Here is a 25635-nt window from a genome sequence, read left to right on the forward strand (position 1 = left end):
TACTGACGTTGAATTTTGTTCATTTATGTATAGAAATATTGATATGATAAGTAAACTAATCGCGATTTCTAATATGGTGATGAAATGAGGTTTGCATGAATTATATGGATGAAAAAGTCATGCAGCAGGCACGTAAGGTGGCAATCCTAGCAGCACAGGAAGCCGGAGCTATCATCCGCGAACATTTTGACAAAAATGTGACAGCAGAAGCAAAAGACGAACATGGCGATATTGTTACTTATGTAGATTTGCTTGCGGAAAAGGTCATATTGAGCAGAATCAAGCAGGCATTTCCCGATCATCAGCTGATTTCAGAGGAAAGTGGCAACAATAAACTAATCTGCGACTGGTTGTGGATGGTTGATCCGCTCGATGGGACGAATAATTATGCGATTGGGCTTCCGGTTTTTTCTTGTTCAATTACGTTATTGTTTCAGAAAAAACCTATGTTAGCTGTTATTTATGAGCCCATGGTAGATCGTCTATATGTTTCTATTCGCAATCAGGGTGCAACGTGTAATGATGTGCTAGTACACATGGGAGAAGAAGCAAGAACGTTTACAAAAGCTACGGTAGGGTGGATTCAAGGCCATATAGTGCAAAATGACGACAGAGCCGTTCGGTTAAGACAACACGTGGATATACATACGAGACGGATGATGCGTCTATTCGCACCAACCTTGCAGTGGACAATGCTGGCAAGAGGACAGCTAGATGCAATTATATTGTACAACTCAGAAGGAGAGGATCTGTATTCCGGAATTTTGATGGTTCAGGAAGCAGGTGGCGTTGTTGTTCAGTATGATGGACATCCTTTTAAGGAGATGGAATCGGCTCCTTACCTCATCGCTTGCCACCCACATAAGCTTGACTATTTTATGAACATGGTAAGAGAAGGATTAGGGGAAGCTATTTCTGGACCTGCCAATTGAATGAAGTGATTTAGTGTATACAAGATAAAAGTAAAATGAGCATTGGACTGTATTTAAGGAGGAATAGTGATGATGATATCCTACAACCATGAATCCATCGAGTATCACACAACTACAGGGGGGATAATTATTCAGGATGGCAAAATTTTGTTACAACGAGAACAAAATCAGCCGTATTGGTTTTTGCCTGGAGGCAGTGTCGAAGCAGAAGATACACCTGAATATACGATTGCCAAAATGATATATGAACAGCTGGGTGTACCTGTAATTAGTGAGCAACAAGTATGGATGATTGAGAATATCGTCGAATTGCCGTTGGGTCCTAACATGCGGGTGCATGAGACGGGAATGTTTTTTGTTCTTGAACTCCCCTATCCACACCCAATCTTCAAGAAAGATAGTGAGTTCTTGGGCACAAATAAGAACTACATATATAAATGGATTGATCTGCATCTCCTTGATCAGCACCTGGTCGTTCCGGGATTTGTAGTTCCTGAACTGCATGTGCTTGAAGTAGGTAAGGGTGTAAAGCACATCGTGAGCTAGGGGTACCCTTAAGCTTCATGTGTTATTAGAAATTGAGCAGAGCGTTATCAAGTCCTTCTCCCTTATATATATGAGGGAGAAGGACTTTTTTCGTTAGAGAGAATTAGTCATATTTACAGGAATTGTTATAAGAATGAAGAAATAAGATAATAGCTTCACGTCTTGAATCCATAAATATAGGAGAGCTGAGCTGAGTAGAGTAGAGTGGTATTCATTTTAATGAGAGTGAGCTGAGAATAGGATGGAAGTCAAAAAAGGGCTTGAACTGGATCGAATTATTTTTATTGGACGTACTTTCGAGGAGTACTGTTCCATGTTCCACATTACACCGGAAGAAATAGCGTCGCTGCGGATTTTGGATTGTCCAGGAGGAGCTTGTTCTTTTACGGCTACGGCTAACAGTCAGGGAGGACGGGTCGTTTCGGCGGACATAGCTTATGCTTATCCATCTCAAGAGCTATACGAGAAGGGGAAACGCGATATAGATCATGCCATTGATCAAATGTCCAAAGTGAAAGATCGCTATGTATGGAGCTATTTCTCGGATTTGCAAGAGCTCTCTGTACATCGAAATGAAGCTCTTGAACTCTGTACCCATGATATGATTGAACATCCGAACTGCTACGTAGAGACTGAGCTTCCTAGCCTGCCATTTACGGATCAGCAGTTTGATCTTGTATTATCGGCCCATTTTTTGTTTATGTACAGCGATAGACTTTCTCAGGCGTTTCATCTAGCAACCCTCACGGAGCTAATGCGCGTAGCTAGACAAGAGATTCGAATATATCCTATTACACAACTGGATGGAGACAGGTCTTTTCTAGTTGAAACGATCATAAATTATGCGAAGCAGATGGGCTGGAAATCAGAAATTATTCCTATTTCGTATGAGTTTCAGCGGGGTGCGGTTCATATGCTGAGCCTAACGAATGCAAATGAATAGTTAAAATATGACGACACCTGAACCTTTATATTCAGGTGTTTTTTTATGAGAGAACATCAGATGACTTTGCATCTTTTCCTTTGAAAAGGTATTGTAGAAAGTAATGTGAATGGTATGTATGGAGGGAATCAGGGAATATGGCAAAGCAAAAGTATTATGTGGTTTGGGAAGGCAAGACTCCCGGAATTTATACAAGTTGGCCAGCATGCCAGCAGCAGGTAAACGGGGTCAATGGTGCCAAATATAAAGCCTTCGAATCCAAAGCCGAAGCGGAAAAAGCCTATACTACCGGCTGGAAGGGCTACTGGGGTCAAGGCGGATCACAGAAGTCTGCAGGAAGTTCCAGCTTCCGTAAGGTAGCTGCTGCAACTACGGATTCGATTGAACCAGTAGACTACAACAGCATATCGGTTGACGTGGGAACCAGAGGGAATCCAGGACCTATGGAGTATAAGGGTGTTGATACGAAGACAGGAGAAGTGTTGTTCAGTGTCGGACCTATTCCTAATGGTACCAACAATATCGGTGAATTTCTTGCCATAGTTCATGCGCTAGCCTACCTTCAAGAGCAAGGAAGCGACAAGACGATTTATAGCGATTCCGTTAATGCAATGAAATGGGTTAGACAGAAAAAAGCGGCCACCACACTCAAAAAGGATGCTTCAACCCGTCAAATTTGGGAATTGGTAGATCGTGCGGAAGAATGGCTCAGAACCCATACGTATCGTAACAAAATCGTGAAATGGCAAACAAAGCTATGGGGAGAAATCAAAGCAGATTACGGAAGAAAGTAAATGTACACGGACCATACTGGAGAATGTTAAAGAGATCGTGACATGGATTGAGATAATGGAGGGAATTGATTATGACGTATAAAGCTGTATTTTTTGATATCGATGGAACGTTAGTGAATGATGAGAAGGTCATTCCACAAGACGCAGTAGAAGCTGTAAACCAGCTGAAAGCACGTGGGATCGATGTGTTTATTGCGACGGGAAGAGCACCCTACTATATTACAAAATATTTATCTCAGCTTGACCTTGATTCATTCATCTGTCTGAACGGGTCTTATGTGGTCTATAAAGGAAAGCCAGTCTATGAGGCTTCCATTGCTACTTCTACAATGGAGAAACTGGAGAATACGGCTCTAAGCCACAATCATCCGATTGTAATGCAAGGAGCAGAGGCGAGCTTTTCGAACGTGGAGCTTCATGACTTTATTGCAGAATCTTTCCAAACCCTTCGTGTCGAGGTCCCGGGTTATCGAACTTCTTACTGGAAGGAAGCGCCGATCTATCAAGCGCTGCTCTATTGTCAGGAGCATGAGGAACATCTGTACACTTCGGAGGAATCCGGTTTTCAAGATCTTCAGTTCGTTAGATGGCATCCCTATGCAATGGATGTAATTCCTGCTGGTGGATCCAAGGCAAAAGGTATTGAAGCGGTGATCAAGCACTTGGGTATTACAAAAGATGAAGTTGTTGCTTTTGGAGATGGGCTCAATGATGTGGAAATGCTGTCTTATGTGGGACTAGGGATCGCAATGGGAAATGCCAACGATGAAGTTAAATCATATGCGAAACATGTTACAAGCTCCGTAGATGAAAGCGGAATTCGCAAAGGGCTGGAGTATGCTGGCCTGCTGTAACAGAAATATGGGTTCATAAGTCGAAATTTATATGTCTTGATAATCCATTCAGTTAAAATACACAATGTTTACAAAGGGATGATCTGCAGATCATCCTTTTTTGCTATTTTTTTAAAAGGACTTCTGTCTTGTATATAGATTCACATAAAAAAATACAGAACAGGAGAACCAAAACATGAAAAAACGGATATATATGGTATTATTGGTAGTGTGCCTATGCTTTTTTCTACAAGATAAACTGGTTCAGCCTCAGGAATACCTGAATGATCAAATGGAACAACAGTTCAGAAATGCAAATAGAGATCAATTGGAACTGGCCTTATTTACTCGGATCAGCAAGATACCAGATTCCATCAGGTATTCAGATCATTACAGCATGTTTGTGTTTGTATAAGGCAATAAAGCAGTAAAATATATGAACGTACCTAGAGAAATAGCGAGTTTTGCAGTGAACGATAAGGAGGAAATTCGATCCTCGGAGGCTGTGTTTAGGAAAGATGCAGACACCAACCTGTTGGTACTTGAGAACCGTAAGATGAATCGGGAGTTTTCCTGTGAGGAGGGACGTCCATGTTTTATGTTAATGCGAGAGCTTTTATAGAAAGAGAAGGTAAACAAGGAACAGAGCTGGTCATTCAAACACGTAATAAGCCAGGGGAGGAATCTCTGGAACTTCCAGGAGGACGGATTGAGCAATATGAGTCTGTACACAAAGCGTTAATCAGGGAAGTGGAAGAAGAAACCGGACTCCTTGTTAACCGCATTGAGGGCGCTTCCAAAAGGATAGATACATCAGGTATCAACCCGGATTTCGAGGTCGAATGTATCGAGCCTTTTTGTGTGTATCAGACATTGAAAGGTCCTATTGATTCCATTGGTATGTATTTTATATGTAAAGCGGAAGGGAAGTTGCTCGAACAAGGTGATGAAACTACGGGAGCCGTATGGAAAACGGTGCAAAGTCTTCGTGCCATGATGGAACAAGATCCGCTGCAGTTCAGTGATGTAGACCGTGCTGGCCTTAAATACTACTTAAAGCACAGAGTTGTCCGGGATTAAGTGTCCCCCCGAATGTTCTGCGCCTTTCTTTTTCTGTCGTACATGCCTTCTCTACTGAATAAGATGAACTAAGGGTTGTCTTTTTATTCAAGGAGGAGGAGGCGTTATGATTACAAGTGTTTTTCTGGGATACATACTGCTGGGCGTATCTCTTGCTGCACCCATCGGTCCACTGAATGCGGCACAGCTCAATATTGGCATCAGGCGTGGTTTTTTTCATTCCTGGTTTTTTGGACTTGGCGCTGTGCTCGCTGATATGGTGTACATGCTTCTAGTTTATTTAGGAGTGGTTCATTTCCTGGAGGCCCCGTTTATTCAAACATTTCTATGGTTGTTTGGTTTTTTTGTACTTACCTACACAGGAATAGAGAGTATTCTGAGTCGTGGTCAGATTAAGGAGACGGAGCTCAATGAAAGAGAGCCTTTGGGTAAATCATTTTTGTCCGGCTTCTGGATGTCACTGTTTAATCCGATGTCGATCCTCTTCTGGCTTGGTATATACGGATCGGTTCTTGCCAAAGAAACCGGCTCAGGCAGTTTATGGCATCTCATCGTATTTAGCTCCGCTATCCTGCTTGGTATCTTTATGTGGGACCTGACGGTCGCCACGATGTCCAGTTTCTTTCGCCGTTATCTGAGTCCTGTTCTTTTAAAAACCATTTCTGTCGTTTCTGGACTTTCCTTACTTGGCTTTGGGCTGCATTTTGGTATACAGGCAATTAAGGTTTTATTTTTTTGACGGTTCCAGGAAAGCGATGCCTGTTTAACTTTAAATTTTGGATGAGTTTTCGGTCAGGTTTTACTCGTTTGTTCCCACCTGATTTCCATACCTTTTTCTGCATATACAAGGTCACTATGCCAATACAAGCAATGAACAGAAAACTGATCCAAAATCCCGGTCTGCTCGCTTTATGAAACAGTGTTCCTGTTACAGCCAGCAGAATTAGAGTAAGACCCGTATATTTTTTGACTTTCCCAAACGTCGTCATTTGTAATAGTTTGCCTGATGTAACAAGAATAAAGGACCAGTTGTACAGCAGCATAAGCCCTGCAGCGGTTGTAATATACTCATAGATGGTTTCGGGCACGAGCAGTGCTGTCACAATAGAGATGATAAGTAACACTGCGTTTAATCCATACGCATAAATTGGGAAGCGTTCCTTCACTTTTCTAGCGAAAAGGGGAGGGGCGTCTTTGTCTTGAGCAAGGGTGACCAGCATGGTTGTAACAGCATAGAGAGATGCAACCATCGTTGAAAATCCGGCTACAATAAGCACACCGTTGAACAGGTGGGGAATAAAAGGCAGTTTATAGGTTGCCAGAGCCTGCACAAAAGGACTTTCTTTGGTTCCATAACTTTGCCAAGGAGCAATAGTAACAACAAGAAATAAAGACACGATATAGATCACGGCAAGCAAAATAATCATAATTCTGCCGGCTTTGGGAGCCTCTTGTGGCTGCTTCAGGCGAACGGCCATCAGTCCCATCACTTCCACTCCTCCATAAGCGTAGAAGGAGAAGAGTAAGGCTGACCATGCGCCAGTTATCCCTGAAGGGAATAAGGCTTGAATGGAGAGCGGAGCATTCGGTTTGATACCGCCGGATAACCAGCCAAATAATCCAGCTGCTCCAAGCGCGATGAACATGAAGATCGCTGCAATTTTAATAATGGCTGCGGCACTTTCCAGCGGATCAAACAACTTATTGCCTATCATAATGACGATGAGTCCAAGCAGTGCATATCCAGCTGCAAACACCCACATGGGGATTCCAGGAAACCATAACCTTGTGAAGAGGGATAAGGCTGTCAGTTGACTCCCCATGATGAGCAGTTCCGAAGAAAAATAGCCCCATCCGCTGCTAAAGCCTGCCCATCGTCCGTAGGCTTGTTTGGCATAGGACCGAAATGAACCTTGTTCCGGAGAAGCAGCAGTCATGCTGGCGAGTGCATTAAACACACAGTAAGTACCTAAGGCAGCTAGCAAAAAAGTGAGCAAAACGGAAGGTCCGCCTACTTGTATGGCAAGAGCAGAACCTAAAAAATAGCCTGTCCCAATCGTACATGCGACGCCAAGAAGAGAAAGCTGCCACCATTTCAGATCCCCTTTATTTTGAGAGGTAATATTATGAATTTTATTATTGCCCATCTTTGTTTGTACCTCATTCATGTCATATTTTCATCTAGATTAATATAAGAAAGGCGACATAAAATGATACATACATATTTTGTTATAAAATGTTTAGAAAGAATTGGCAAAATATTGGTCTTGGACTATGATAGAACAAAGGCGAAAGTGAGCAGAAAAAAGAGGAAGGTGTCAGAACATGCGGAGACATGTATTGGATGTACCTGTTGCCGAGCGCTTGGAACGTTCCGAAATCGAATATATGACAGACCGAATGAGGGCAATCGAGGAACGTCAGGGAAATCCAATGGGAATCGAGATTCGTTTTTTTGGAGAAGCTGTCGCTTTTTATAGTAGGGAGATGCCTTGGCCGCAGTTTAATACAGTGAAAGGGATTGGCCTGCAAGAGGAGCCCCATCTTACCGAAATTATTGACTTCTATCGTTCAAGAGATCGTAATCCGCATATGGAGTTAACGCCTTTCAAGTCAGAACCAACTTTGTTGAAATCTCTTGCTGGGCACGGATTTTTCCAATCTTCCTTTCACTCTACTTTGTACGCTGTATGTGCTGAAGAAGATCGAACTTATGAGTTTCCAAAGCGTTCTTTGCACAAGGAGTTATTACAAAAGGAAGTATTACAAATTAAAGAAATTCATCTAGATCAATTTGATGATTATGCCACTGTCCACTGTTTGGGTACAGGCTTACCGATCTCTGGTAAACAGCATGTTGCAGATAACAATCGTATCCTTCATGGAAGACAGGGCTGGAAATATTACGTAGCATATGTGAACAATGAACCAGTTGGTTCAGCAGCATCATATATAAAAGGAGATACGGCTTCACTAACTTTTGCAGCCACATTGCCATCCTATCGAAACAGAGGAATTCAGTCGCTGCTCATCGAGCGGAGAATGAATGATGCAGTTCAGGCTGGATGCTCTCTCATTGTAGGACAAGCCACGTACCTATCTTCGAGTTTCCGCAACATGCAGCGTGCTGGAATGCAGCTCGGCTACACAAGATCCACATGGAGCAGCCTTGAGCCTCTTAATGGTCTCTTATAGAGAGAAAGGAGGCGTAGTGCATGCAGAGACAAACTTTCATTCGATGTATACTCTTTCTTTACCTGGTAATGTTGGCATATTTTATGTTTGCTGGGTTTCATCGCTCTGTTCATAGCAACTATCGTTATAATCTGATTCCATTACATACCGTCTCAGCCTATGTGAGGAACCTTGGTCCAGGCAATATGGTAGACACAGCAATAAATCTCATTGGAAATATCGCTGTTTTTATTCCGCTCGGTTATCTTCTTCCAGCTTCGATGTTTCGCCCATGGTCTTATGGAAAGTTTATATTGTTCTTTGTCTGCTTTATCTTTCTACTAGAATGTTTGCAAACCATACTAAGAGTAGGAACGGGAGATATTGATGATCTTCTGCTGAATGTAATAGGCGGATCGATAGGATATATCATTTTTCGCCAAAGGCTAAATGCAGAGGTTTAGATTACGACAATAATTTATCTATTCAGAAAAAAGGTGCAGAAACCGATATAAAGATGGGAATTTTGGGTTCATTTTTATGACAGATTGGAAAAGAAAAGGTCACTAAGTCGCAACTATTATAGGAATTTCGCGTTCATTATAGTATGAATGTAAAAAAATGTAGGATGCCGGTGAGTTTACTAGACGACCAAAAGGATGTGTGAGAGTTTGAAGAAGATTGTTCTATTCATGTTGTTGTTTGTAGGGTTGTGGGTGATTCCTGGACTCAGTCATGCAGATGGTGGACAAGCTAAAATTTATCTAAATGATAAGCAGCTTGGTACGACGGGGGATGCAAAAGTCGAGATTGTGCAAGGTTCAGTCATGATTCCGATCCGAATGGTGGCAGAAGAACTTGGCTATGCCGTAAAGTGGGAACAAAAAACAGGGACAGTTACAATTCAACAAAATGGCTCTTCTATTAAAATGGTCGTAAATGATAAAAATGCTACCGTAGATAATAGTTCAGTGAAGCTGGATAATGCGCCAATACTTCGAAGTGGAACTACTTTAGTACCTTTGCGCTTTGTCGGTGAACAGTTCGGTATGAAGGTAAGCTGGAATAATACGACGAAGACCGTTTATCTGCAAGATGAAAGCGGATCAGGATCAGGAAGTCAACCTCCAGCGGGCTCTAACAACCCGGATGAAGGCGATGGAGGTTCTGTAACGAATCCTAGCGGCTTAACGGAAGTCAGCGGAATAAGCTTTAGCGAGAATCGTCTTCTTATTGCTGCTAGTGGCAAAGTAACACCTAAAGTGTTTACCATGACAGGTCCAGATCGAATCGTCGTTGATATTCCTAATACGAAATTCAGTACTACTTTTGGACAAGATCTGAATCAGCAAGGATCAGGAAAATTACAAGTGACAGGATACCCGGTGGTATCGCAGATCAGATACTCGCTCTTTAGTGACAAACCTTCGACGGTGCGCATTGTTATCGATTTGAATCAAGCTTCTGGATACAATGTGACACAAGAAGGGACAGGCCTGTTGATGGTGGATTTGAATACAGATACGACGCCTGCACCAAATCCAAGTGAACCGGGAACAACCCCACCTACAACAACACCTCCTGTGGGTGGAGGTGGGAAGAAAATCATTGTCCTCGATGCGGGTCATGGAGATCATGATTCAGGCGCAGTGGGTGCCGGAGGCAAATTGGAGAAGGATTTGAACCTTAGTCTAATTCTGAAAGTAGAGCAACTACTGAAAAAAGAGTCAGGAGTAGATGTCATTCTTACGAGAAATGATGATACTTTTGTTACCCTTACTGATCGGGCTAAAATTGCAAACGATTTGGGTGCAGACGTCTTCATCTCTATCCATGCCAATTCAGCTGCTGCATCTGCGAGTGGAACGGAGACTTATTATTACAAGAAGCAAGATAAAGCGTTAGCTTCGATTATTCACAAGCATTTGGTAAGTGCAACTGGCTTTAAAGATCGAAAAGTAAAAGAGGGTTCCTTGTCGGTATTAAGAAATACGAAGATGCCAGCTGCACTGCTTGAAATTGGATTCCTATCCAATAAAGCAGAAGAAGCGGCCATGTTTAAAGAAGATTTTCAGAATAAAGTCGCTCAAGGCATTGTTGATGGTATTAAAGAATACTTGAACTTATAATGAATGACCGTTTATTGATTTCCACTTAGTGGGTCTTAATAAACGGTCTTTTTTTAATCCATCAATTAATTTACTATAATTTTCCGGTTTCCTATATAATGAAATAGATTACACAAGGAGGAGAGGTGCAGTTCTTGGAACATCATTTGATCTATGAAGAATCCTTTTGGGGACATGACGTTCGCTTAAGACATATTACACAAGGTTCCAATACGCTCGTGGTTTTCTTTCCTGGGCAAAATTATTCTTGCGAACTGCCTGTTCTGCACTACGCTGTTCAAAGTGCTACCTCTCAGGGTATGGATGCCCTGATCCTGGAGTATGGATACCAGAGTGCGCGTGTGGCACTGGAAAGAGAACATCGTTCTATCCTTGAAGATGAAGTATTGCAGACCGTTAGACGCTGGAGTGAGGGGTATGAGCAGCTTGTTTTTGTAAGTAAGAGTCTCGGTACCTTGCTCGCCGGATATACAGCGAAGCATCTCTCTAATCGCAACATTCGTCATCTGTATCTAACACCGCTCGATAGTACATTAACGTATATGCAGCATTCTGCTGGAATGGTTATTTACGGGACCAAGGATTCTTTGTTCAGTGAAGAGAGCAGAGCGAAGCTTGTTTCCTGTCCTGATCTGAAGATCTATAAGGTACCTGAAGCGGGCCATGGTCTAGAAATATCAGATCCGAGAAAATCTGCTGAACTGATGTCTGGGCTGGTTGAAGAATACATTCGTTTTTTTAGCTCCCTAGTAGAAGAAACTTATCATTCATAAAATATAAAAAAAGAGAGTGAGCCAAGGTTTTTTCTTGGGCTTCACTCTCTTTTTTATGGTTATTAACGAGCTTGGTAACGATCGTAAGCATCTTGGTAAATTTTAGTTACTTCTTCAATGCCCATTCCTTTAATCGTTTCTACAAACGTATCATAACTGGTGAGTGGCTCAGAACCTAGAACGAATTTAGTAAGCATTTCATCGATATAGGTATTTACCTGACCCATAATTTGTGCTTCTTTTCGTGCTTCATCTTCCGTTTTGCGAAGGGTTGGCAAGGCTTTAGAATAATCTGCTTCCATCCACAGCTTATTCGCTTCTTTCTGCTGGTCAAACGTCATCAGTGCATCGAGGTAACGAGTATCTTGATTCATAGGCCCATCCATAATGGATAAGGCATAGCCAGCAAGTGCCTGATCATAAGTGAGGCCATTTGGGTTTTTAAGAATGGTGTCTGTAAATGCAATGGAATCACCATTTCGGGTATAGCTTTCATTCTCAATCCCAAAATTGAAGAGATCATGACCTTCAGGACTGTAGTTATAGTCCATCCACTGAACGATCGCTTTCAGCTTATCTTTGTCAACAGAAGAAGTGATGGCTTCACCGTAAGTTAACACTTTGGTATCAAACCGGAATGTACTTCTGGATACACCGTCCTTGTCTTTAGTCCAAGGAGCTCCGACTAGATTGAAGTTAGGATCTTTTTCCGCCATCATATTAAGATATTTCGCCATCCCGCTAAAGACACCGCCATAGTAGGAACCAGCTTGATTATTCGTAATTTTGTAATCAAAAGCTTTACCATCGTTGGTCATGACTTCAGGATCGATAAGACCTTCTTCATACCATTTTCTCATTGTCGTTACGAAATCTTTATACCCTGGTTGAATAGGACCGAATTCCACAGTATCGCCGTTCAGCTGAAAGGAGCCGAGAACACCAAAGGCAGGAGTGAAATCAAGCAATTTGCTCATGTTGCCCGGACCCCAGTTGGCTGTAAAAGGAAGTTCATCTTTTTTACCGTTACCATTTGGATCTTGTTCTCTAAATGCTTTAAGTACAGTGTACCACTCGTCAATTGTTGTAGGCGCTTTCAGGCTTAGTTTATCAAGCCAATCCTGGCGAAGAATCAACCCTGTTGTCGCATTCAGTTTAACTGCATCTGTACGCAAGTAAGGGAACATAAAGATCGTACCGTCATCAAGAGAAATTTGCTTACGAACTTCTTCATCTTCGGCGATGATTTTCTTCAAGTTTGGAGCGTAGAGATCGATATATTCATTCAGTCTTACAATTCGTCCATCAGCGAGTAACTTTTCTGGTCCGCCGGATACATCAGCCCAGTTGTAATAAATAATATCAGGAAGCTCGTTACCGGTGACAAGAAGATTAAACTGATCCTTCTGTTGACCGAGCGGAGGATGAGTGAAGTTCACTTTTATACCGGTACGTTTTTCTTTCTCTTGATAAGCTTTTACATCGGAAAATCCATTGCCTGAAGCAATCTTTCCATCATTAGCTCTCCAGTAGTTGATCGTCAGTGGTTCTGTTACTATCGGTAGCGAAATCTCTGTAATAGCCTGCTCGCCTTCTTCAGGCTTTGGACCTTCAGTACCATTCGAACCATTACATCCAGCAAGTAACCCTGTTGTCAATACCATCCCAAGCATTAACGATATGACCCTCTTTTTCATATAAACCCTCCTTAACAATCTATAGGATAAAGCAGTACCTGCACCAAATGAACAATGCAAGTACCTGGCTCTATTCTTTAATGGCTCCAATGAGTGCACCTTGAACAAAATACCGCTGAATAAAAGGATATACGAGTAGAATCGGAAGTGTGGAGACAATGATCGTGGCATACTTGATGTTTTCTCCTATCGCAAACCCGGTATCGTTCGCAGACCCCATGGCCTCGGTACTATTACTGAGCAAAATATCTCGAAGAACGATTTGAATCGGATATAGATCTTGAGATCTTAAGTACAAAAGAGGGCCCATAAAATCGTTCCAGTGATCCACGGCGTAATAAAGTGTCATTACTGCCAGAATGGGTTTGGACAAGGGGACGACGATCTGAAACAAAATCCGAAAGTCATTCGCACCATCGATTTTGGCTGACTCAATTAAGGCAAGTGGGATACTCATAAAATTCGTTCGCATGATGATAAAGTTGAACGTGCTAATCGCTGCAGGCAAAATCATGGCCAGTCTCGTATCCAGGAGACCTAAGTTTTGAATCAGCAAGAAGGTAGGGATCATCCCGCCGCCAAAAAACATCGTAAAGGTAATCAGCTTCATGAAGAAGCTGCGCCCGTACAGATCTGGCCTGGAGAGTGCATAGGCTGCAAGTGTGGTCATTAGCAAGTTCACAGCCGTACCGACAATGACATAGAACAACGTGTTCATGTAGCCGCTGTATATTTTGGGATTCTGGAATACTTTAGAGTAGGCTTCTACAGAGAATCCTTCAGGGAGCAGCATAAGTGACCGACTGGCTAACAACTGCTGCGGATCACTGATAGAAGAGTTGAAAATGTAAAGCATAGGGTAAGCACATAGCAGCACGACTAGAATCAGCAGCAAGTAATTCACAACGTCGAATACATTTTCGCCAACGGATTTTTTCATATTATGTTCACCTCTCTACCACAGACTGGTTTCATTTGCTTTCCGGCTGATGTAATTGGCACCAAGCAGTAAGGCAAAATTGATCACGGAGTTAAACAAACCAATTGCAGTCGAGTAGGCCTGATCACCAAGAAGCATCCCTTGCCTATATACAAAAGTGGAGATAACATCGGATGTTTCGTAAGTAGCTGCGGTTTGCATAAGCAAAATTTTCTGGAAATCGGCATTCATAATACTGCCCATCCGCAAGATTAGCAAAATGATGATAGTAGGCATAATGCCGGGCAGCGTAATATGCAATAATTGTTTCCATCGACCTGCGCCGTCCATTTTGGCTGCTTCATACTGCTCACTATTAATGCCGGCAAGTGCTGCAAGGAATAGAATAGAGGCCCATCCTGCGCCTTGCCATACGTTGGAGAGGATGTACATAGGACGAAACATGTCTTTATCGGTAAAAAACATCATGGGCTCGTAGCCGAAAAATCCACGGAAGATATTAAATAATCCCCCGTCAAGAGATGAGAAAGTTTTCAGCATACCAACAACAACAACCACGGAAATAAAGTGAGGAAGGTAGCTGACGGTTTGTACGGCGCTTTTAAAATACTTGTTCCGTACTTCATGCAGCAGAAGAGCCAAAATAATAGGAGCAGGAAAACCGATGACGAGACTCAGCACGCTAAGAATAAGGGTATTGCTCATCAGTCTCCAGAAATTATAGCTTTCAAAGAACATGGTGAAGTTATCAAAACCGATCCAGTTCCCGCCCATGATGCCTTTTGCCGGGCTATAGCCGCTCTGAAATGATAAGAGGATCCCATACATGGGTCCGTAACAAAAAATAAGATAGTACGCTAGGACAGGAATGAGCATTAAATAAATGTACTTATTACGGTGCCATTCTCTTTTTAGAAAATGCAAGGTTCCTTTACTTCGAACAGCCTGTTTCACAGCCAAGGGATTATTCATTCCCATGGTTTTGATTCCTCCCCTTCAAGTGCATATGATGAATTTGATATGAACACTTTTAAAATATCTGTGAACATCTGTGAATGTCTGTGTTGTAAACAAAATACTACTGAATAAGCGCTTTCATTGTCAATCTTTATTTTTAATGTATTTTATTTACTTTAGATTTCTATGTTTTACATTTATCTAAATTCTACATTGAAATGTTTAAAAAACAGTGTTTTTTAAAGGTATTTCTTAATTATCAAGAGTGCAAAATAGTGAAATGATCGCAAAAAAGTGATATTTAGCATAAGAAGAATGTAAAATAAAATGTCCGAAAAAAAGAAAAAACAAATAAAAAAGAGTGGAGATTCGTCATGCGACGGATTTCCACTCTTTTTATTGAATAATTCAGATGGGTCTAACGAGCCTGTAAAGCCTCTTTTAATTTGTGCATCGCTTCTTCAAGCAAACTTTTAGGGCAAGCCACATTCATGCGCATAAAGCCTTCCCCATGTTCTCCAAAATCGGTACCGCTGCTAAAGACAAGACCGGCTTTATGAAGCAGGAATTGATACAGCTCTTTATGTGGCATTTGTAATTCCCGGAAGTCAATCCACAGCAGATAGGTAGATTCGGGAATGACGACTTTTAATTCAGGGAGATTCGTTTGAATATAATCGGCCACATACACCATATTGTCATAGATATATTCGAGTGTATCTGTCAGCCAAGGTTCTCCTTCACGGTAAGCCGCTTCTGTTGCAGCAATACCGAAAATATTCATGGAAGAGAGGGCATTCTTATCTAGCACTTTCTTGAACTTTTGACGAAGCTCATCACTTGCAATGACTACGTTAGACGTATGCAAACCTGCGATATTGAACGTTTTGCTTGCCGCAGTACAGATCATGGAATGCATCTTCGCTTCTTCTGATATCATAGCGTAAGGAGTATGAAGACCACTCTTGAACACGAGGTCGGCGTGGATCTCATCAGAAATAACAATTAGATTGTGCTTGACAGCGATCTCCATAACGCCTTGCAGTTCTTCTTGGCTCCACACACGCCCAACCGGGTTATGAGGGCTGCATAGAACGAGCAGTTTCGCTTTTTCATGCTGCGCTACTTGTTCCAAATGCGCTAGATCCATTTTATAATGGAGCTGATCATATAGTAACGGATTTAATACGAGCTCTCTTCCATGATTTGAAGCAAGCTTATGAAATGGCCCGTAAACAGGAGGCTGGATAATAATGTGATCGCCGGGCTCTGTAAAGGCTTCAACAGCCATATTCAGGGCCGGTACGATACCAGGTGTATACACAAGCCATTCTGGACTTACATTCCAGCCATGACGTTTTTGCATCCAGTCTGCAATGGACTGCTGAAAGGAATTGCTAGGCGTTGCATACCCGAGTATTCCATGATCAACGACTTCTCGAACAGCACGTAGTACGGGCTCCGGCGCGGTAAAGTCCATATCTGCGACCCATAGAGGGATTGCTTCCTCAACACCAAAAAGGGATTGAATCCCATCCCATTTTACAGAACGTGTCTCTTTACGGTTAATAAGGCGATGAAGCGGGTGATCCTTGTTATTTTTGTTTGTATCCATAATTTGGTTTCCTCCGAAACAATAAATAAACAGCACGAACAGTAATTATTATCTAATAAAGTAGGATTTTACGCAATGTGACAGGAGTGAGGCATAGGTGAAACATAGAAAGATTGTTTTTACCGGAGGTGGATCTGCCGGGCATGTGACAGTGAATTTGGCACTCATCCCATATTTTCTGCAAAAAGGGGATGCAGTTCATTATATTGGTTCCAGGGATGGGATCGAAAAAGAGCTGGTTCAGTCTGTGGAAGGTGTAACTTATAAAGGAATCGCAACAGGAAAGCTGCGTCGTTACCTCAGTATTCAGAATTTGAAAGATCCCTTGCGAGTACTAAAGGGAGTAGGTGAGGCCTATCGATACCTAGGAGAAGTAAAGCCCTCGATTGTATTCTCCAAAGGTGGATTTGTGTCGGTACCTGTTGTTCTGGCAGCTTGGATGCGAAAAATACCCGTTGTCATTCATGAATCTGACCTAACCCCTGGTCTTGCGAACCAAATCGCGCTTCCATTTGCTACGCATATTTGTACAACATTTCAGGAAGCCGCTGGACATTTGAAAGGCAAGAAGGCTATCCATGTAGGAGCGGTCGTCAGAGATGAACTCCGGCAAGGGGACAAGGAGCGAGCCAGACGGTGGCTCGGGTTTGAAGAAGGGAAACCTGTCCTTCTGTTTATGGGAGGAAGCCTTGGTGCCAAAAAGATGAATGATACTGTCCAAGTCATTGTATCCAAGCTTACGGAAACGTATCAGATTGTACATCTCTGCGGCAAAGGACAAGTGAACGAAGGAATGAATTCGATAAAAGGATACAAGGCGTTTGAGTATTTACAGAAGGAGCTTCCAGATGTACTTGCTCTTGCGGATCTGGTGATCTCTAGGGCAGGCTCGAATGCGATATTTGAATTTTTGTCCCTGAACAAACCAATGCTGCTCATTCCTTTATCCGAGAAAGTTAGCAGGGGAGACCAGCTCTTGAATGCAAGATCTTTTGAGACATCGGGATATGCAAAAGTTTTATTAGAGGAGGATTTATCAGAAGAGACTTTGTTACAATCCATTCTTTTACTTGATCAAAATAAAGAAAAGATTCAATCGAGGATGCTGGAATATGAGAGACAAGATGCTGTGGCAGAAATCATCAAAATCATAGAAAGTTCGCGTTTAGCCTAACCCATATTTTTATGGAAAAGCAGGGGTTTTCTTGTATTTTGCCGAATAAGTCAGAGGTATCATCTATCTGAATCTATTTTTCTTGCGAGGGGATGAGAAAGAGTGAATACGGTACAAAAGAATTCCTTGATTGGGTCCTTTCATGAATGGCATGACTGGTTCCGTAAATGGAGTATGGAAAAGGATACGCCTTGGGACACGCCGCTGGCAGTGGGGAAATGGACTGTTCGTGAACTGGTAAGCCATATGATGCGTTGGGATCGATATTTTTGGGAAGGTGCCATCTCTTTGATTGCTTCGGGGGAAGAGAAACAGCTCCAAATCCAACATCTGGATTTTGATATATTTAATGAGGCTGCTCGCGAATATGCACATACGATCAGTATAGAGGAGCTTGTGCAAGAAACGCTTCATTACCGGGAGCAGATTATTCGAGCTCTACATGAGTTACCTTGCGAGGACTGGACAAAAGAATATAGAGGGCTTGATGGTGAGCCTTTTACGATACAAAGTTATGTTGAAGATTTTATATGGCATGACCGCCATCATATGAAGCAGCTCGAAGCTTTCACTAATTAAACATACAAGGAACGATGAGAAATGATTCTAGAAAGTGCTATGCTGCATATTACCAAGGGGAATGAATCAGCATTTGAACTGGATTTTGCAAAGGCATCGTCCATTATTTCAAATATGCGTGGGTATATTAGTCATGAACTATATAAGTGTATGGAGACCGATCATCAGTATTTGCTGCTAGTCCGCTGGGAAACGCTCGAGGATCATACAATAGGGTTCAGAGGTTCGGAAGGTTACCTGGAATGGAAACAATTACTTCATCACTACTATGATCCTTTTCCAAAAGTAGAGCATTTCGAGCAAGTTCATTTGTAAACGATAACAGAATGATCAAAATTTCATTTAATCTTATTGCACCAAGGGGGAACAGATATGGAGTTCATCATCCGTCCGCTGCTGAAGGAAGAGGCTGTACCTTATGAGATCCTACTTCTTGCTGACCCGTCTAAAGCTGTGGTAGATGAATATATAGATCGTGGACAGGTTAGTGTAGCACTTGTCCAGGATGAGCCTAGGGGGATCGTGGTCTTGCTTCATACAAGGCCAGAAACCTATGAAATTGTAAATCTTGCAGTAGAAGAACAATGGCAGGGCAAGGGGCTCGGGAAAGCGTTACTTAGATATGCAGTTCAGCAAGCGAAGGATCAAGGAGCTAAAACAGTTGAAATTGGCACAGGCAATTCCAGTCTGGATCAACTGGGATTTTATCAGCGGGAAGGATTTCGAATTACCGGAATTGACCGTGATTTTTTTGTAAGACATTATAGCGAGCCGATTGTGGAGAATGGTATACCTTGCGTGGATATGCTTCGTCTGTCCAAGGAGGTGTAGCGTTATATTTATTTCTATATTAATTATTATTGGTGTTAGACAATTGAAACAACGGGATGATCAGATATGAAAAAAGCCATCTTATCCAAATAGGACAAGATGGCTTTTTATTTACACTTAAACATCAGGTATTTCAATAGTGACTTCTTGCTTGGCTGCCGAGGAACGAAGGACCCCGTCAATAATAGCCTGGTTGTATAAAATTTGTTCACCCGGAATGGGCGCTGGTAAACGTTCCTGAATCGCTCTTGCATAATCAAAAATTTTGGCATGGAACAGATTGATCTGGTGGTGCTGGATCGGAAGTGGGCTTTCTGTATGATGACCGGCAATATCATGGTATAGGGTCATACTGCCTACTCTGCCCTCCCATCCGCCGCTCCACGGTCCGCTTCCAGCAGGAGTGACTTTAAGTCCCGCATCAGTGCCTAGGAACATGGTGGGTCCAAGTGTATCCATATGCATAGCCCAGGAGATTTTGTAGCTGAGCAAGATATCGCCCTCCAGCCGTACCATAGCTGCTCCAAAATCTTCTACGTTAAACATATTCGCTTCAGGATGATACTTCGGATTGGTACCGAAATAATTGGAGGTATAGGCTGACACCGTAAGCGGCTTCGGATATCCTAGTGCATGAAGGACCATATCAAGAGAATAGCAGCCAATATCCGCCATAGCTCCTGCACCCGCGAGATCTTTTCTTATAAAAGTACCTCCTGGCATACCGCGTCTGCGGCCACCACCTGCTTCAGCAAAATATACTTTTCCAAGCTGACCGTCCTGTATCAGACTACGAATTGCCTGCATGTTTGGATCATACCGTGGTTGAAATCCGACAGAAAGCATCTTCCCAGTCCGTTTTGCGGTTTCCACCATTTCAATCCCTTGATCAAGGGTAACTGACATCGGTTTTTCCACCAAGACATGTTTACCTGCATTAAGAGAATCGATAGTAATACTGTGATGTGAGAAGTTAGGTGTACAGATACTGACCCCATCCAGATCCAGTTCGAGCAGGTGGAGATGATCATCATAAGCTTTAGCCATGGGAAGATTGGTCTGATTTATGAATAAGGATGCCTTTCCAGGGATAATGTCCGCGACAGCTACAACTTCGACATAATCAAGTTGTTTGTATGCCTCCGCATGAGCTCTTGCAATACCGCCGCTTCCGATGATTCCGATTTTTATTGTGCGTTCCAAGCATCATTCCTCCTTTGATTGAGACGATTGAATGAATTTATGTCTTGCTTTATGGTTACCACATTGAGGGAGAATGAAACTAAGGTTTCCCAGTTTAGATTCAACTTAACTTCATTACGTTTGCGACGAAAACGGAAAAAGTCAATACAGTTCCGGCTTAAAAGCCTTTACAGATTGAAATAAGTGCGATTATAGTAAAATTTATACATAAAATAAGGGAATGAGTGATTACATGCTTCGCCGATTCTTTTCGTACTACAAGCCATACAAACCACTGTTTATTCTTGATTTCGTATGTGCTGTCATTGCAGGCTTAATGGAGCTAGGTTTTCCGCTCGCAGTAAACTACGTTGTAGATAAACTACTGCCGAGCGGTGACTTTGAAACTATTTTATACGCTTGTACAGGGCTCCTGACCATCTATATCATTACTGCTTTTCTTCATTTTGTAGTAACGTACTGGGGACATATGCTCGGTATAAACATTGAGACGGATATGCGCAGCCGGATGTTTGATCATATTCAAAAGCTGTCATTTCGTTTCTTTGATAACAATAAGACAGGTAATTTGATGTCCCGAATTACGAATGATCTAATGGAGATCGGGGAGATGGCCCACCACGGCCCTGAAGATTTATTTATCGCGGTGATGACATTAATTGGGGCTTTCGTTTTGATGCTGAATATTAACTGGAAGCTAGCGGTGATGACCTTCATTATTGTTCCTGTCGTCATTTGGCTGGCACTATATTTCAATACAAAAATGACCAAGGCATTTCACAAAATGTACGGCAATATTGCTACCTTCAACTCCCGAGTTGAGAATACGGTTGGTGGTATTCGCGTGGTTCAAGCATTTGCCAACGAAGGGTTTGAGAAGGAACGTTTTTCGAAAGACAACGGTGAGTTCCGACTTACCAAATTGTTTAGCTACAAAATCATGGCTCAGAATATTACGATCAGCTACATGCTGACTCGTAGCATTAATCTGTTTGTTCTGATCTGCGGTGCCTGGTTTATTATGCAAGGAGAACTTACTTCAGGTCAATTTATTGCCTTCTTGTTGTTAACCAATGTATTCTTTCGCCCTATCGATAAAATTAATGCCATCATCGAGAGTTATCCTAAGGGGATTGCCGGTTTCCAGAGATATCTGGAACTGATGGATACGGAACCGGATGTTAAGGATCGTGAAGACGCGGTAAAAGCTCCTGAATTTCATGGAGATATTGAGTACAAAAACGTATCCTTTGCCTATGATGAACAATCCCAAGTTCTATCTGGGATCAATCTTAAGATTCGTGCGGGAGAGACGGTTGCCTTTGTAGGACCCTCAGGTGCGGGCAAAACGACGATATGCAGTTTGCTTCCAAGATTCTATGAGGCAACACATGGATCAATCTCTATCGATGGAATGGATACGACTCGTATGACGCTAGCTTCCCTCCGTAAGCAAATTGGTATCGTGCAGCAGGATGTCTTCCTTTTCTCGGGGACGATTAGGGAAAATATTGCATACGGTAATCTTGATGCCGATGATAACGAAATCTGGAGAGCAGCTCAACATGCAGAGCTGGCAGATACGATTCATCGAATGCCGGAAGGGCTGGATACGGTAATTGGCGAGCGAGGAGTGAAATTGTCGGGGGGGCAGAAGCAGCGACTGGCTATTGCTCGTATGTTTTTGAAGAACCCGAAAATTCTTATTCTGGATGAGGCTACTTCGGCACTCGATACAGAAACAGAGGCTGCTATACAAGAATCATTAACAGAACTTTCCGAAGGAAGAACTACGCTTGTCATTGCTCACCGTCTTGCGACGATCAAGAACGCAGACCGAATTGTCGTTGTAACGGCCAATGGAATTGAAGAGCAGGGATCACATGAAGAACTTCTTCATAGGAATGGTGCATACAGTAGACTCTACACGGCTCAATTTGGTCAACAGCTGCAAGTATAAATTACATTGAAATCGTGAAAAGTGGATTAATACAAAGGATAAATAAAGCCTCTTCAATAATAAGAGGCTTTATTTTTTGTTTTCTGACGCGTATTTTGGTAGTATTTATATTTGGTGCTTATGTATCTAATTTAGATTCATCTAAAAAATGCATCGATTACCTTTAAAATTGGAAATGCTCTTCGCTGCAAATGTTTATAGAATAAGATTAGAAAATAAAACCATCCATTTTGGATAGGCCGAGAAATTAAATGAGGTGACCGCCTGGGGCGAACATGAACATCCAGATTACATCTGCTTTATGAAAATAAGAAACTCGCTGAGTTTGTATTGCGAGAGCCCGTAATTCATGACTTTGTAGCAATGTAAAATAAGATGAGAATGACCGAAGAGCGATTCATTATTGAGTAGGCATGCGAAGATGAAGAAAACATCGATTTACATGTCAAGATTCTCTTATTTTATTTAGGCTGATTCATATTCATTTAATATTAACTATTTATAATACGTTTTAATTGAGTGTATTTCATATGGTATTCCGTCCTGGAACAATCCAAAATAATTGACGGAGGGAACATTTCATGGCTAACGAAGATGGCAGTATGCAAAGCCCTTGGAAAGCTTATTACGGACCTAACATGGGTTATGTTCAAGAACAGTACGAACTTTATACAGTAAATCCGGATTCAGTCGATGCTGAGTACCGCACGCTTTTTCAGCAGTGGGGCCCACCTCCTGTAGAAGAGCTAACAAGTTCTAAAGAGTCTGGGAGTACAATTGCTTCCGGAGTAGCAGACATTCATCTTTTACAGAAAGCGGTTACAGCGGGGAAGCTCGTTCAAAATATTCGCAGATTTGGTCACTTAAAAGCGGATATTGATCCTCTTGGCATAAGTGAGGAAGTAAATACAAATCTTCTTTCTCCTGAGCAACTTGGACTCAGCGAACAAGATTTACGATCATTGCCTGCTTCTATTATTTGGGAGAATGCAGATGCGACCACAAAAACAGCTTTGGACGCTATTGCGCGTCTGAATGAATTATATACAGGTCCGATTGCCTTTGAATTTTCTCATATTCAGGATGAAGAAGAACGTAAGTGGCTTAATGAATATATTGAGTCTGGAAAAGTACAGGCAGAGCTAACAGAAGAAGAACGAAAAGCGCTATTGAAACGTTTGGTGCAAGTGGAACAGTTTGAACAATTTTTGCACAAGACTTTTGTAGGTCAGAAGTGGTTCTCTATTGAAGGGAATGACATGCTTGTTCCGATGCTGGATTCCTTCATTGAAACGATGACTGATGCTGGTTCAAGCCATATTTTAATGGGTATGGCACATCGGGGGCGTCTGAATGTACTTGCACATGTTCTTGGGAAACCTTATGGTAAAATCTTTTCCAAATTCCATCACGCAGTGAACAAGGATCTTGTCCCTTCAGAATCATCTTCAGGTGTTAACTACGGTTGGACTGGAGATGTGAAATATCATTTAGGAGCTACTCGTTATGTCAAAAATGGCGAGACTGTTCAAGCCAAAATCACGATGGCAAATAACCCGAGTCATTTAGAGTATGTAAACCCGGTTGTTCAAGGTTTTGCTCGTGCTGCTCAGGAAGATCGTCGTGAGTCTGGTTATCCTAAACAGGATGTATCCAAAGCTGCTACGATTTTGATGCATGGTGACGCTGCATTCCCTGGTGAAGGTATCGTGGCTGAGACTTTGAATTTCAAAGCACTGAAGGGATACCAGAATGGTGGAACTCTTCATGTTATCGTAAATAACCGCGTCGGATTCACGACGGACAGCGATGATTCGCGATCCACGCTTTATTCTAGCGATCTAGCTAAAGGATATGAAATTCCGATTGTACATGTCAATGCGGATGAACCGGAAGCATGTATTGCTGCAATGAAACTAGCATCGGAATACCGCAATCGTTTTAAGAAAGACTTTTTAGTAGATCTGATTGGTTACCGTCGTTACGGTCACAACGAGACAGATGATCCGGAAACGACACAACCTGTTGTCTATGCAAAAGTTAAAAAGCACGCTCTTGTAACGGAAATCTATTCGGAGCGTCTTGTTAAGAAAGGACTTGCATCAGATCTTCTGGCACGGTATCGTGCTGAAGCTCAGAATGTCCTGAAACAGGCATACGAAGAAGTGAAGCAAGGGAACGTAAGTCATGAAGAAGTTCATGACAAAGTTGATGCTGGTAGCAAACAGCTGGATAAACCAGAAAGAATGACGAGCACTACGACTGCGGTACCTATAGAGAAACTTCGTGAAATAAATGCGGAACTATTAAAATGGCCGGAAGGCTTCAAAGTATATCCGAAATTGCAAAGAATTTTGCAACGTCGTCTGAATGCACTGGACGAAGGAGAAAAAGTAGATTGGAGTTTGGCTGAAACACTTGCATTTGCATCCATTCTTACCGACGGTAAGCCAATTCGGATGACGGGTCAAGATGCACAGCGTGCAACCTTTGCACATCGTAATCTTGTGCTTCATGATGCAGAGACGGGTGAAGAGTACAATTTGCTTCATCGTCTGCCGCAAGCCAAAGCTTCCTTTGCTCTTCATAACAGTCCTTTGTCAGAAGAATCTGTTGTTGGTTTTGAGTATGGTTATAATGTGTATTCACCAGAGACATTGGTAATCTGGGAGGCACAATTCGGTGATTTTGCTAACTGTGCTCAAGTTATCTTTGATCAGTTTGTATCTTCTGGCCGTTCGAAATGGTCCCAGAATTCAAGCCTGGTGATGTTGCTCCCTCATGCTAGTGAAGGGCAAGGACCTGAGCATACGAGTGCAAGACTGGAACGTTTCCTGCAAATGTGCGCGGATGATAACTGGATTGTTGCGAATCTTTCAAGTAGTGCGCAATATTTCCATCTGCTACGTCGGCAGGCTGCATTAACAGAAACGGATGATGCTAGACCGCTTGTGTTAATGTCGCCAAAGAGTCTTATCCGTAATCCTAGAGTGGCATCACCAGCGAGTCTGCTTAGCCAAGGTAGCTTCCAGACTGTAATGGAACAGCCTAACCTAGGCGTTCAATCAGACCGTGTTGAGCGTGTCCTCTTATGTAGTGGTAAGATTGCTATTGACCTGGAAGAAGCCATTGAGAAGGATAAGGAACAAGACTGGTCTTGGCTCCACATTATCCGAGTAGAACAATTATATCCTTTCCCTGAACAGGAAATTAAACGTATTCTAGCTAGATTCCGCAACCTGAAACAATTAGTATGGACTCAGGAAGAGCCTAAAAATATGGGAGCTTGGACTTATATGGAACCTAGACTGCGTGCTCTTGCTCCAGAAGGCACCAAGGTAGAATATGCAGGACGTGTTGAGCGTTCAAGCCCGGCAACGGGATTCCAGCATGTCCATATACAAGAACAACAGCAAATTTTGGCTAAAGTATTAAAACAAAATTCGAAGAAAAACATTCCACTGGGGAGGTAGCT

At 42.3% G+C, this 25635-nt stretch carries 24 protein-coding genes; 18 read left to right on the top strand and 6 right to left on the bottom strand.

The window, feature by feature from the left end:
- Positions 1 to 95 precede the first annotated feature (95 nt).
- The 8 genes from KFT32_RS08200 to KFT32_RS08235 all read left to right on the top strand — a co-directional run bounded on the left by KFT32_RS08200 (position 96) and on the right by KFT32_RS08235 (position 5867).
- Positions 96 to 932 (top strand): inositol monophosphatase family protein, encoded by an 837-nt coding sequence (locus KFT32_RS08200; RefSeq protein ID WP_349304881.1) that lies wholly within the window; start codon positions 96 to 98, stop codon positions 930 to 932.
- A gap of 69 nt (positions 933 to 1001) precedes the next feature.
- On the top strand, positions 1002 to 1478 hold the full coding sequence (locus KFT32_RS08205) for an NUDIX domain-containing protein (RefSeq protein ID WP_211746662.1): 477 nt from the start codon (positions 1002 to 1004) through the stop codon (positions 1476 to 1478).
- Positions 1479 to 1719: 241 nt separating this feature from the next.
- Complete coding sequence (locus tag KFT32_RS08210) at positions 1720 to 2421, top strand: SAM-dependent methyltransferase (RefSeq protein ID WP_211746663.1); 702 nt, start codon at positions 1720 to 1722, stop codon at positions 2419 to 2421.
- A 137-nt stretch (positions 2422 to 2558) separates the two neighbouring features.
- Positions 2559 to 3215 (top strand): ribonuclease H, encoded by a 657-nt coding sequence (rnhA, locus tag KFT32_RS08215; protein ID WP_211746664.1) that lies wholly within the window; start codon positions 2559 to 2561, stop codon positions 3213 to 3215.
- 71 nt (positions 3216 to 3286) lie between these two features.
- On the top strand, positions 3287 to 4069 hold the full coding sequence (locus tag KFT32_RS08220) for a Cof-type HAD-IIB family hydrolase (protein WP_211746665.1): 783 nt from the start codon (positions 3287 to 3289) through the stop codon (positions 4067 to 4069).
- A gap of 175 nt (positions 4070 to 4244) precedes the next feature.
- A complete protein-coding gene (locus tag KFT32_RS08225; protein ID WP_211746666.1) occupies positions 4245 to 4463 on the top strand; it encodes a hypothetical protein in 219 nt (72 codons plus the stop codon).
- Positions 4464 to 4639: 176 nt separating this feature from the next.
- Positions 4640 to 5128 carry an NUDIX domain-containing protein gene (locus KFT32_RS08230; RefSeq protein WP_211746667.1) on the top strand — a complete coding sequence of 163 codons (489 nt, stop codon included), beginning with the start codon at positions 4640 to 4642 and terminating at the stop codon, positions 5126 to 5128.
- Between the two features lie 106 nt (positions 5129 to 5234).
- Positions 5235 to 5867: a LysE family transporter gene (locus tag KFT32_RS08235; RefSeq protein WP_211746668.1), complete on the top strand. Its 633-nt coding sequence runs from the start codon at positions 5235 to 5237 to the stop codon at positions 5865 to 5867.
- On the opposite strand, the gene KFT32_RS08240 is transcribed toward KFT32_RS08235, so the two are convergent.
- Positions 5848 to 7275 carry an amino acid permease gene (locus KFT32_RS08240; RefSeq protein ID WP_211746669.1) on the bottom strand — a complete coding sequence of 476 codons (1428 nt, stop codon included), beginning with the start codon at positions 7273 to 7275 and terminating at the stop codon, positions 5848 to 5850. The two genes, KFT32_RS08235 and KFT32_RS08240, sit on opposite strands and share 20 nt — an antisense overlap.
- A 178-nt stretch (positions 7276 to 7453) precedes the next feature.
- On the opposite strand from KFT32_RS08240, the gene KFT32_RS08245 reads away from it, so the two are divergent.
- From KFT32_RS08245 to KFT32_RS08260, 4 genes are all read left to right on the top strand, one after another.
- The gene (locus KFT32_RS08245) at positions 7454 to 8323 is read left to right on the top strand and encodes a GNAT family N-acetyltransferase (RefSeq protein WP_211746670.1); all 870 of its coding nucleotides are present in this window, start codon (positions 7454 to 7456) and stop codon (positions 8321 to 8323) included.
- A gap of 20 nt (positions 8324 to 8343) precedes the next feature.
- Complete coding sequence (locus tag KFT32_RS08250; protein ID WP_211746671.1) at positions 8344 to 8766, top strand: VanZ family protein; 423 nt, start codon at positions 8344 to 8346, stop codon at positions 8764 to 8766.
- Positions 8767 to 8973: 207 nt separating this feature from the next.
- The gene (locus tag KFT32_RS08255) at positions 8974 to 10431 is read left to right on the top strand and encodes an N-acetylmuramoyl-L-alanine amidase family protein (RefSeq protein WP_249435751.1); all 1458 of its coding nucleotides are present in this window, start codon (positions 8974 to 8976) and stop codon (positions 10429 to 10431) included.
- A gap of 125 nt (positions 10432 to 10556) precedes the next feature.
- Positions 10557 to 11204, top strand: coding sequence for a hypothetical protein (locus KFT32_RS08260; protein WP_211746673.1), 648 nt, complete (start codon positions 10557 to 10559; stop codon positions 11202 to 11204).
- Positions 11205 to 11266: 62 nt separating this feature from the next.
- On the opposite strand, the gene KFT32_RS08265 is transcribed toward KFT32_RS08260, so the two are convergent.
- From KFT32_RS08265 to KFT32_RS08280, 4 genes are all read right to left on the bottom strand, one after another.
- Positions 11267 to 12901, bottom strand: coding sequence for a type 2 periplasmic-binding domain-containing protein (locus tag KFT32_RS08265; RefSeq protein ID WP_211746674.1), 1635 nt, complete (start codon positions 12899 to 12901; stop codon positions 11267 to 11269).
- A gap of 70 nt (positions 12902 to 12971) precedes the next feature.
- On the bottom strand, positions 12972 to 13841 hold the full coding sequence (locus KFT32_RS08270) for a carbohydrate ABC transporter permease (RefSeq protein ID WP_211746675.1): 870 nt from the start codon (positions 13839 to 13841) through the stop codon (positions 12972 to 12974).
- Positions 13842 to 13856: 15 nt separating this feature from the next.
- Positions 13857 to 14819 (bottom strand): ABC transporter permease subunit, encoded by a 963-nt coding sequence (locus tag KFT32_RS08275; protein WP_211746676.1) that lies wholly within the window; start codon positions 14817 to 14819, stop codon positions 13857 to 13859.
- Between the two features lie 397 nt (positions 14820 to 15216).
- Entirely contained in the window at positions 15217 to 16413 is a 1197-nt protein-coding gene (locus tag KFT32_RS08280) for a MalY/PatB family protein (protein WP_211746677.1), read from the bottom strand.
- Between the two features lie 97 nt (positions 16414 to 16510).
- On the opposite strand from KFT32_RS08280, the gene KFT32_RS08285 reads away from it, so the two are divergent.
- The 4 genes from KFT32_RS08285 (at position 16511) to KFT32_RS08300 (ending at position 18997) form a co-directional block, all read left to right on the top strand.
- Complete coding sequence (locus tag KFT32_RS08285) at positions 16511 to 17587, top strand: undecaprenyldiphospho-muramoylpentapeptide beta-N-acetylglucosaminyltransferase (RefSeq protein WP_211746678.1); 1077 nt, start codon at positions 16511 to 16513, stop codon at positions 17585 to 17587.
- Positions 17588 to 17689: 102 nt separating this feature from the next.
- The gene (locus KFT32_RS08290) at positions 17690 to 18166 is read left to right on the top strand and encodes a DinB family protein (protein WP_211746679.1); all 477 of its coding nucleotides are present in this window, start codon (positions 17690 to 17692) and stop codon (positions 18164 to 18166) included.
- A gap of 21 nt (positions 18167 to 18187) precedes the next feature.
- Positions 18188 to 18481 carry an antibiotic biosynthesis monooxygenase family protein gene (locus KFT32_RS08295; RefSeq protein ID WP_211746680.1) on the top strand — a complete coding sequence of 98 codons (294 nt, stop codon included), beginning with the start codon at positions 18188 to 18190 and terminating at the stop codon, positions 18479 to 18481.
- A gap of 57 nt (positions 18482 to 18538) precedes the next feature.
- Positions 18539 to 18997 (top strand): GNAT family N-acetyltransferase, encoded by a 459-nt coding sequence (locus KFT32_RS08300; RefSeq protein ID WP_211746681.1) that lies wholly within the window; start codon positions 18539 to 18541, stop codon positions 18995 to 18997.
- Positions 18998 to 19114: 117 nt separating this feature from the next.
- On the opposite strand, the gene KFT32_RS08305 is transcribed toward KFT32_RS08300, so the two are convergent.
- The gene (locus KFT32_RS08305) at positions 19115 to 20200 is read right to left on the bottom strand and encodes a Gfo/Idh/MocA family protein (RefSeq protein WP_211746682.1); all 1086 of its coding nucleotides are present in this window, start codon (positions 20198 to 20200) and stop codon (positions 19115 to 19117) included.
- A gap of 232 nt (positions 20201 to 20432) precedes the next feature.
- Between KFT32_RS08305 and KFT32_RS08310 the strand changes: the two genes are divergently transcribed.
- Both KFT32_RS08310 and KFT32_RS08315 read left to right on the top strand, forming a co-directional pair.
- Entirely contained in the window at positions 20433 to 22160 is a 1728-nt protein-coding gene (locus KFT32_RS08310) for an ABC transporter ATP-binding protein (RefSeq protein ID WP_211746683.1), read from the top strand.
- Positions 22161 to 22741: 581 nt separating this feature from the next.
- Positions 22742 to 25633, top strand: coding sequence for a 2-oxoglutarate dehydrogenase E1 component (locus KFT32_RS08315; RefSeq protein ID WP_211746684.1), 2892 nt, complete (start codon positions 22742 to 22744; stop codon positions 25631 to 25633).
- The last annotated feature ends 2 nt before the right edge of the window (positions 25634 to 25635 follow it).

It is taken from the genome of Paenibacillus sp. Marseille-Q4541, from assembly GCF_018310695.1.
GTDB lineage: Bacteria > Bacillota > Bacilli > Paenibacillales > Paenibacillaceae > Paenibacillus.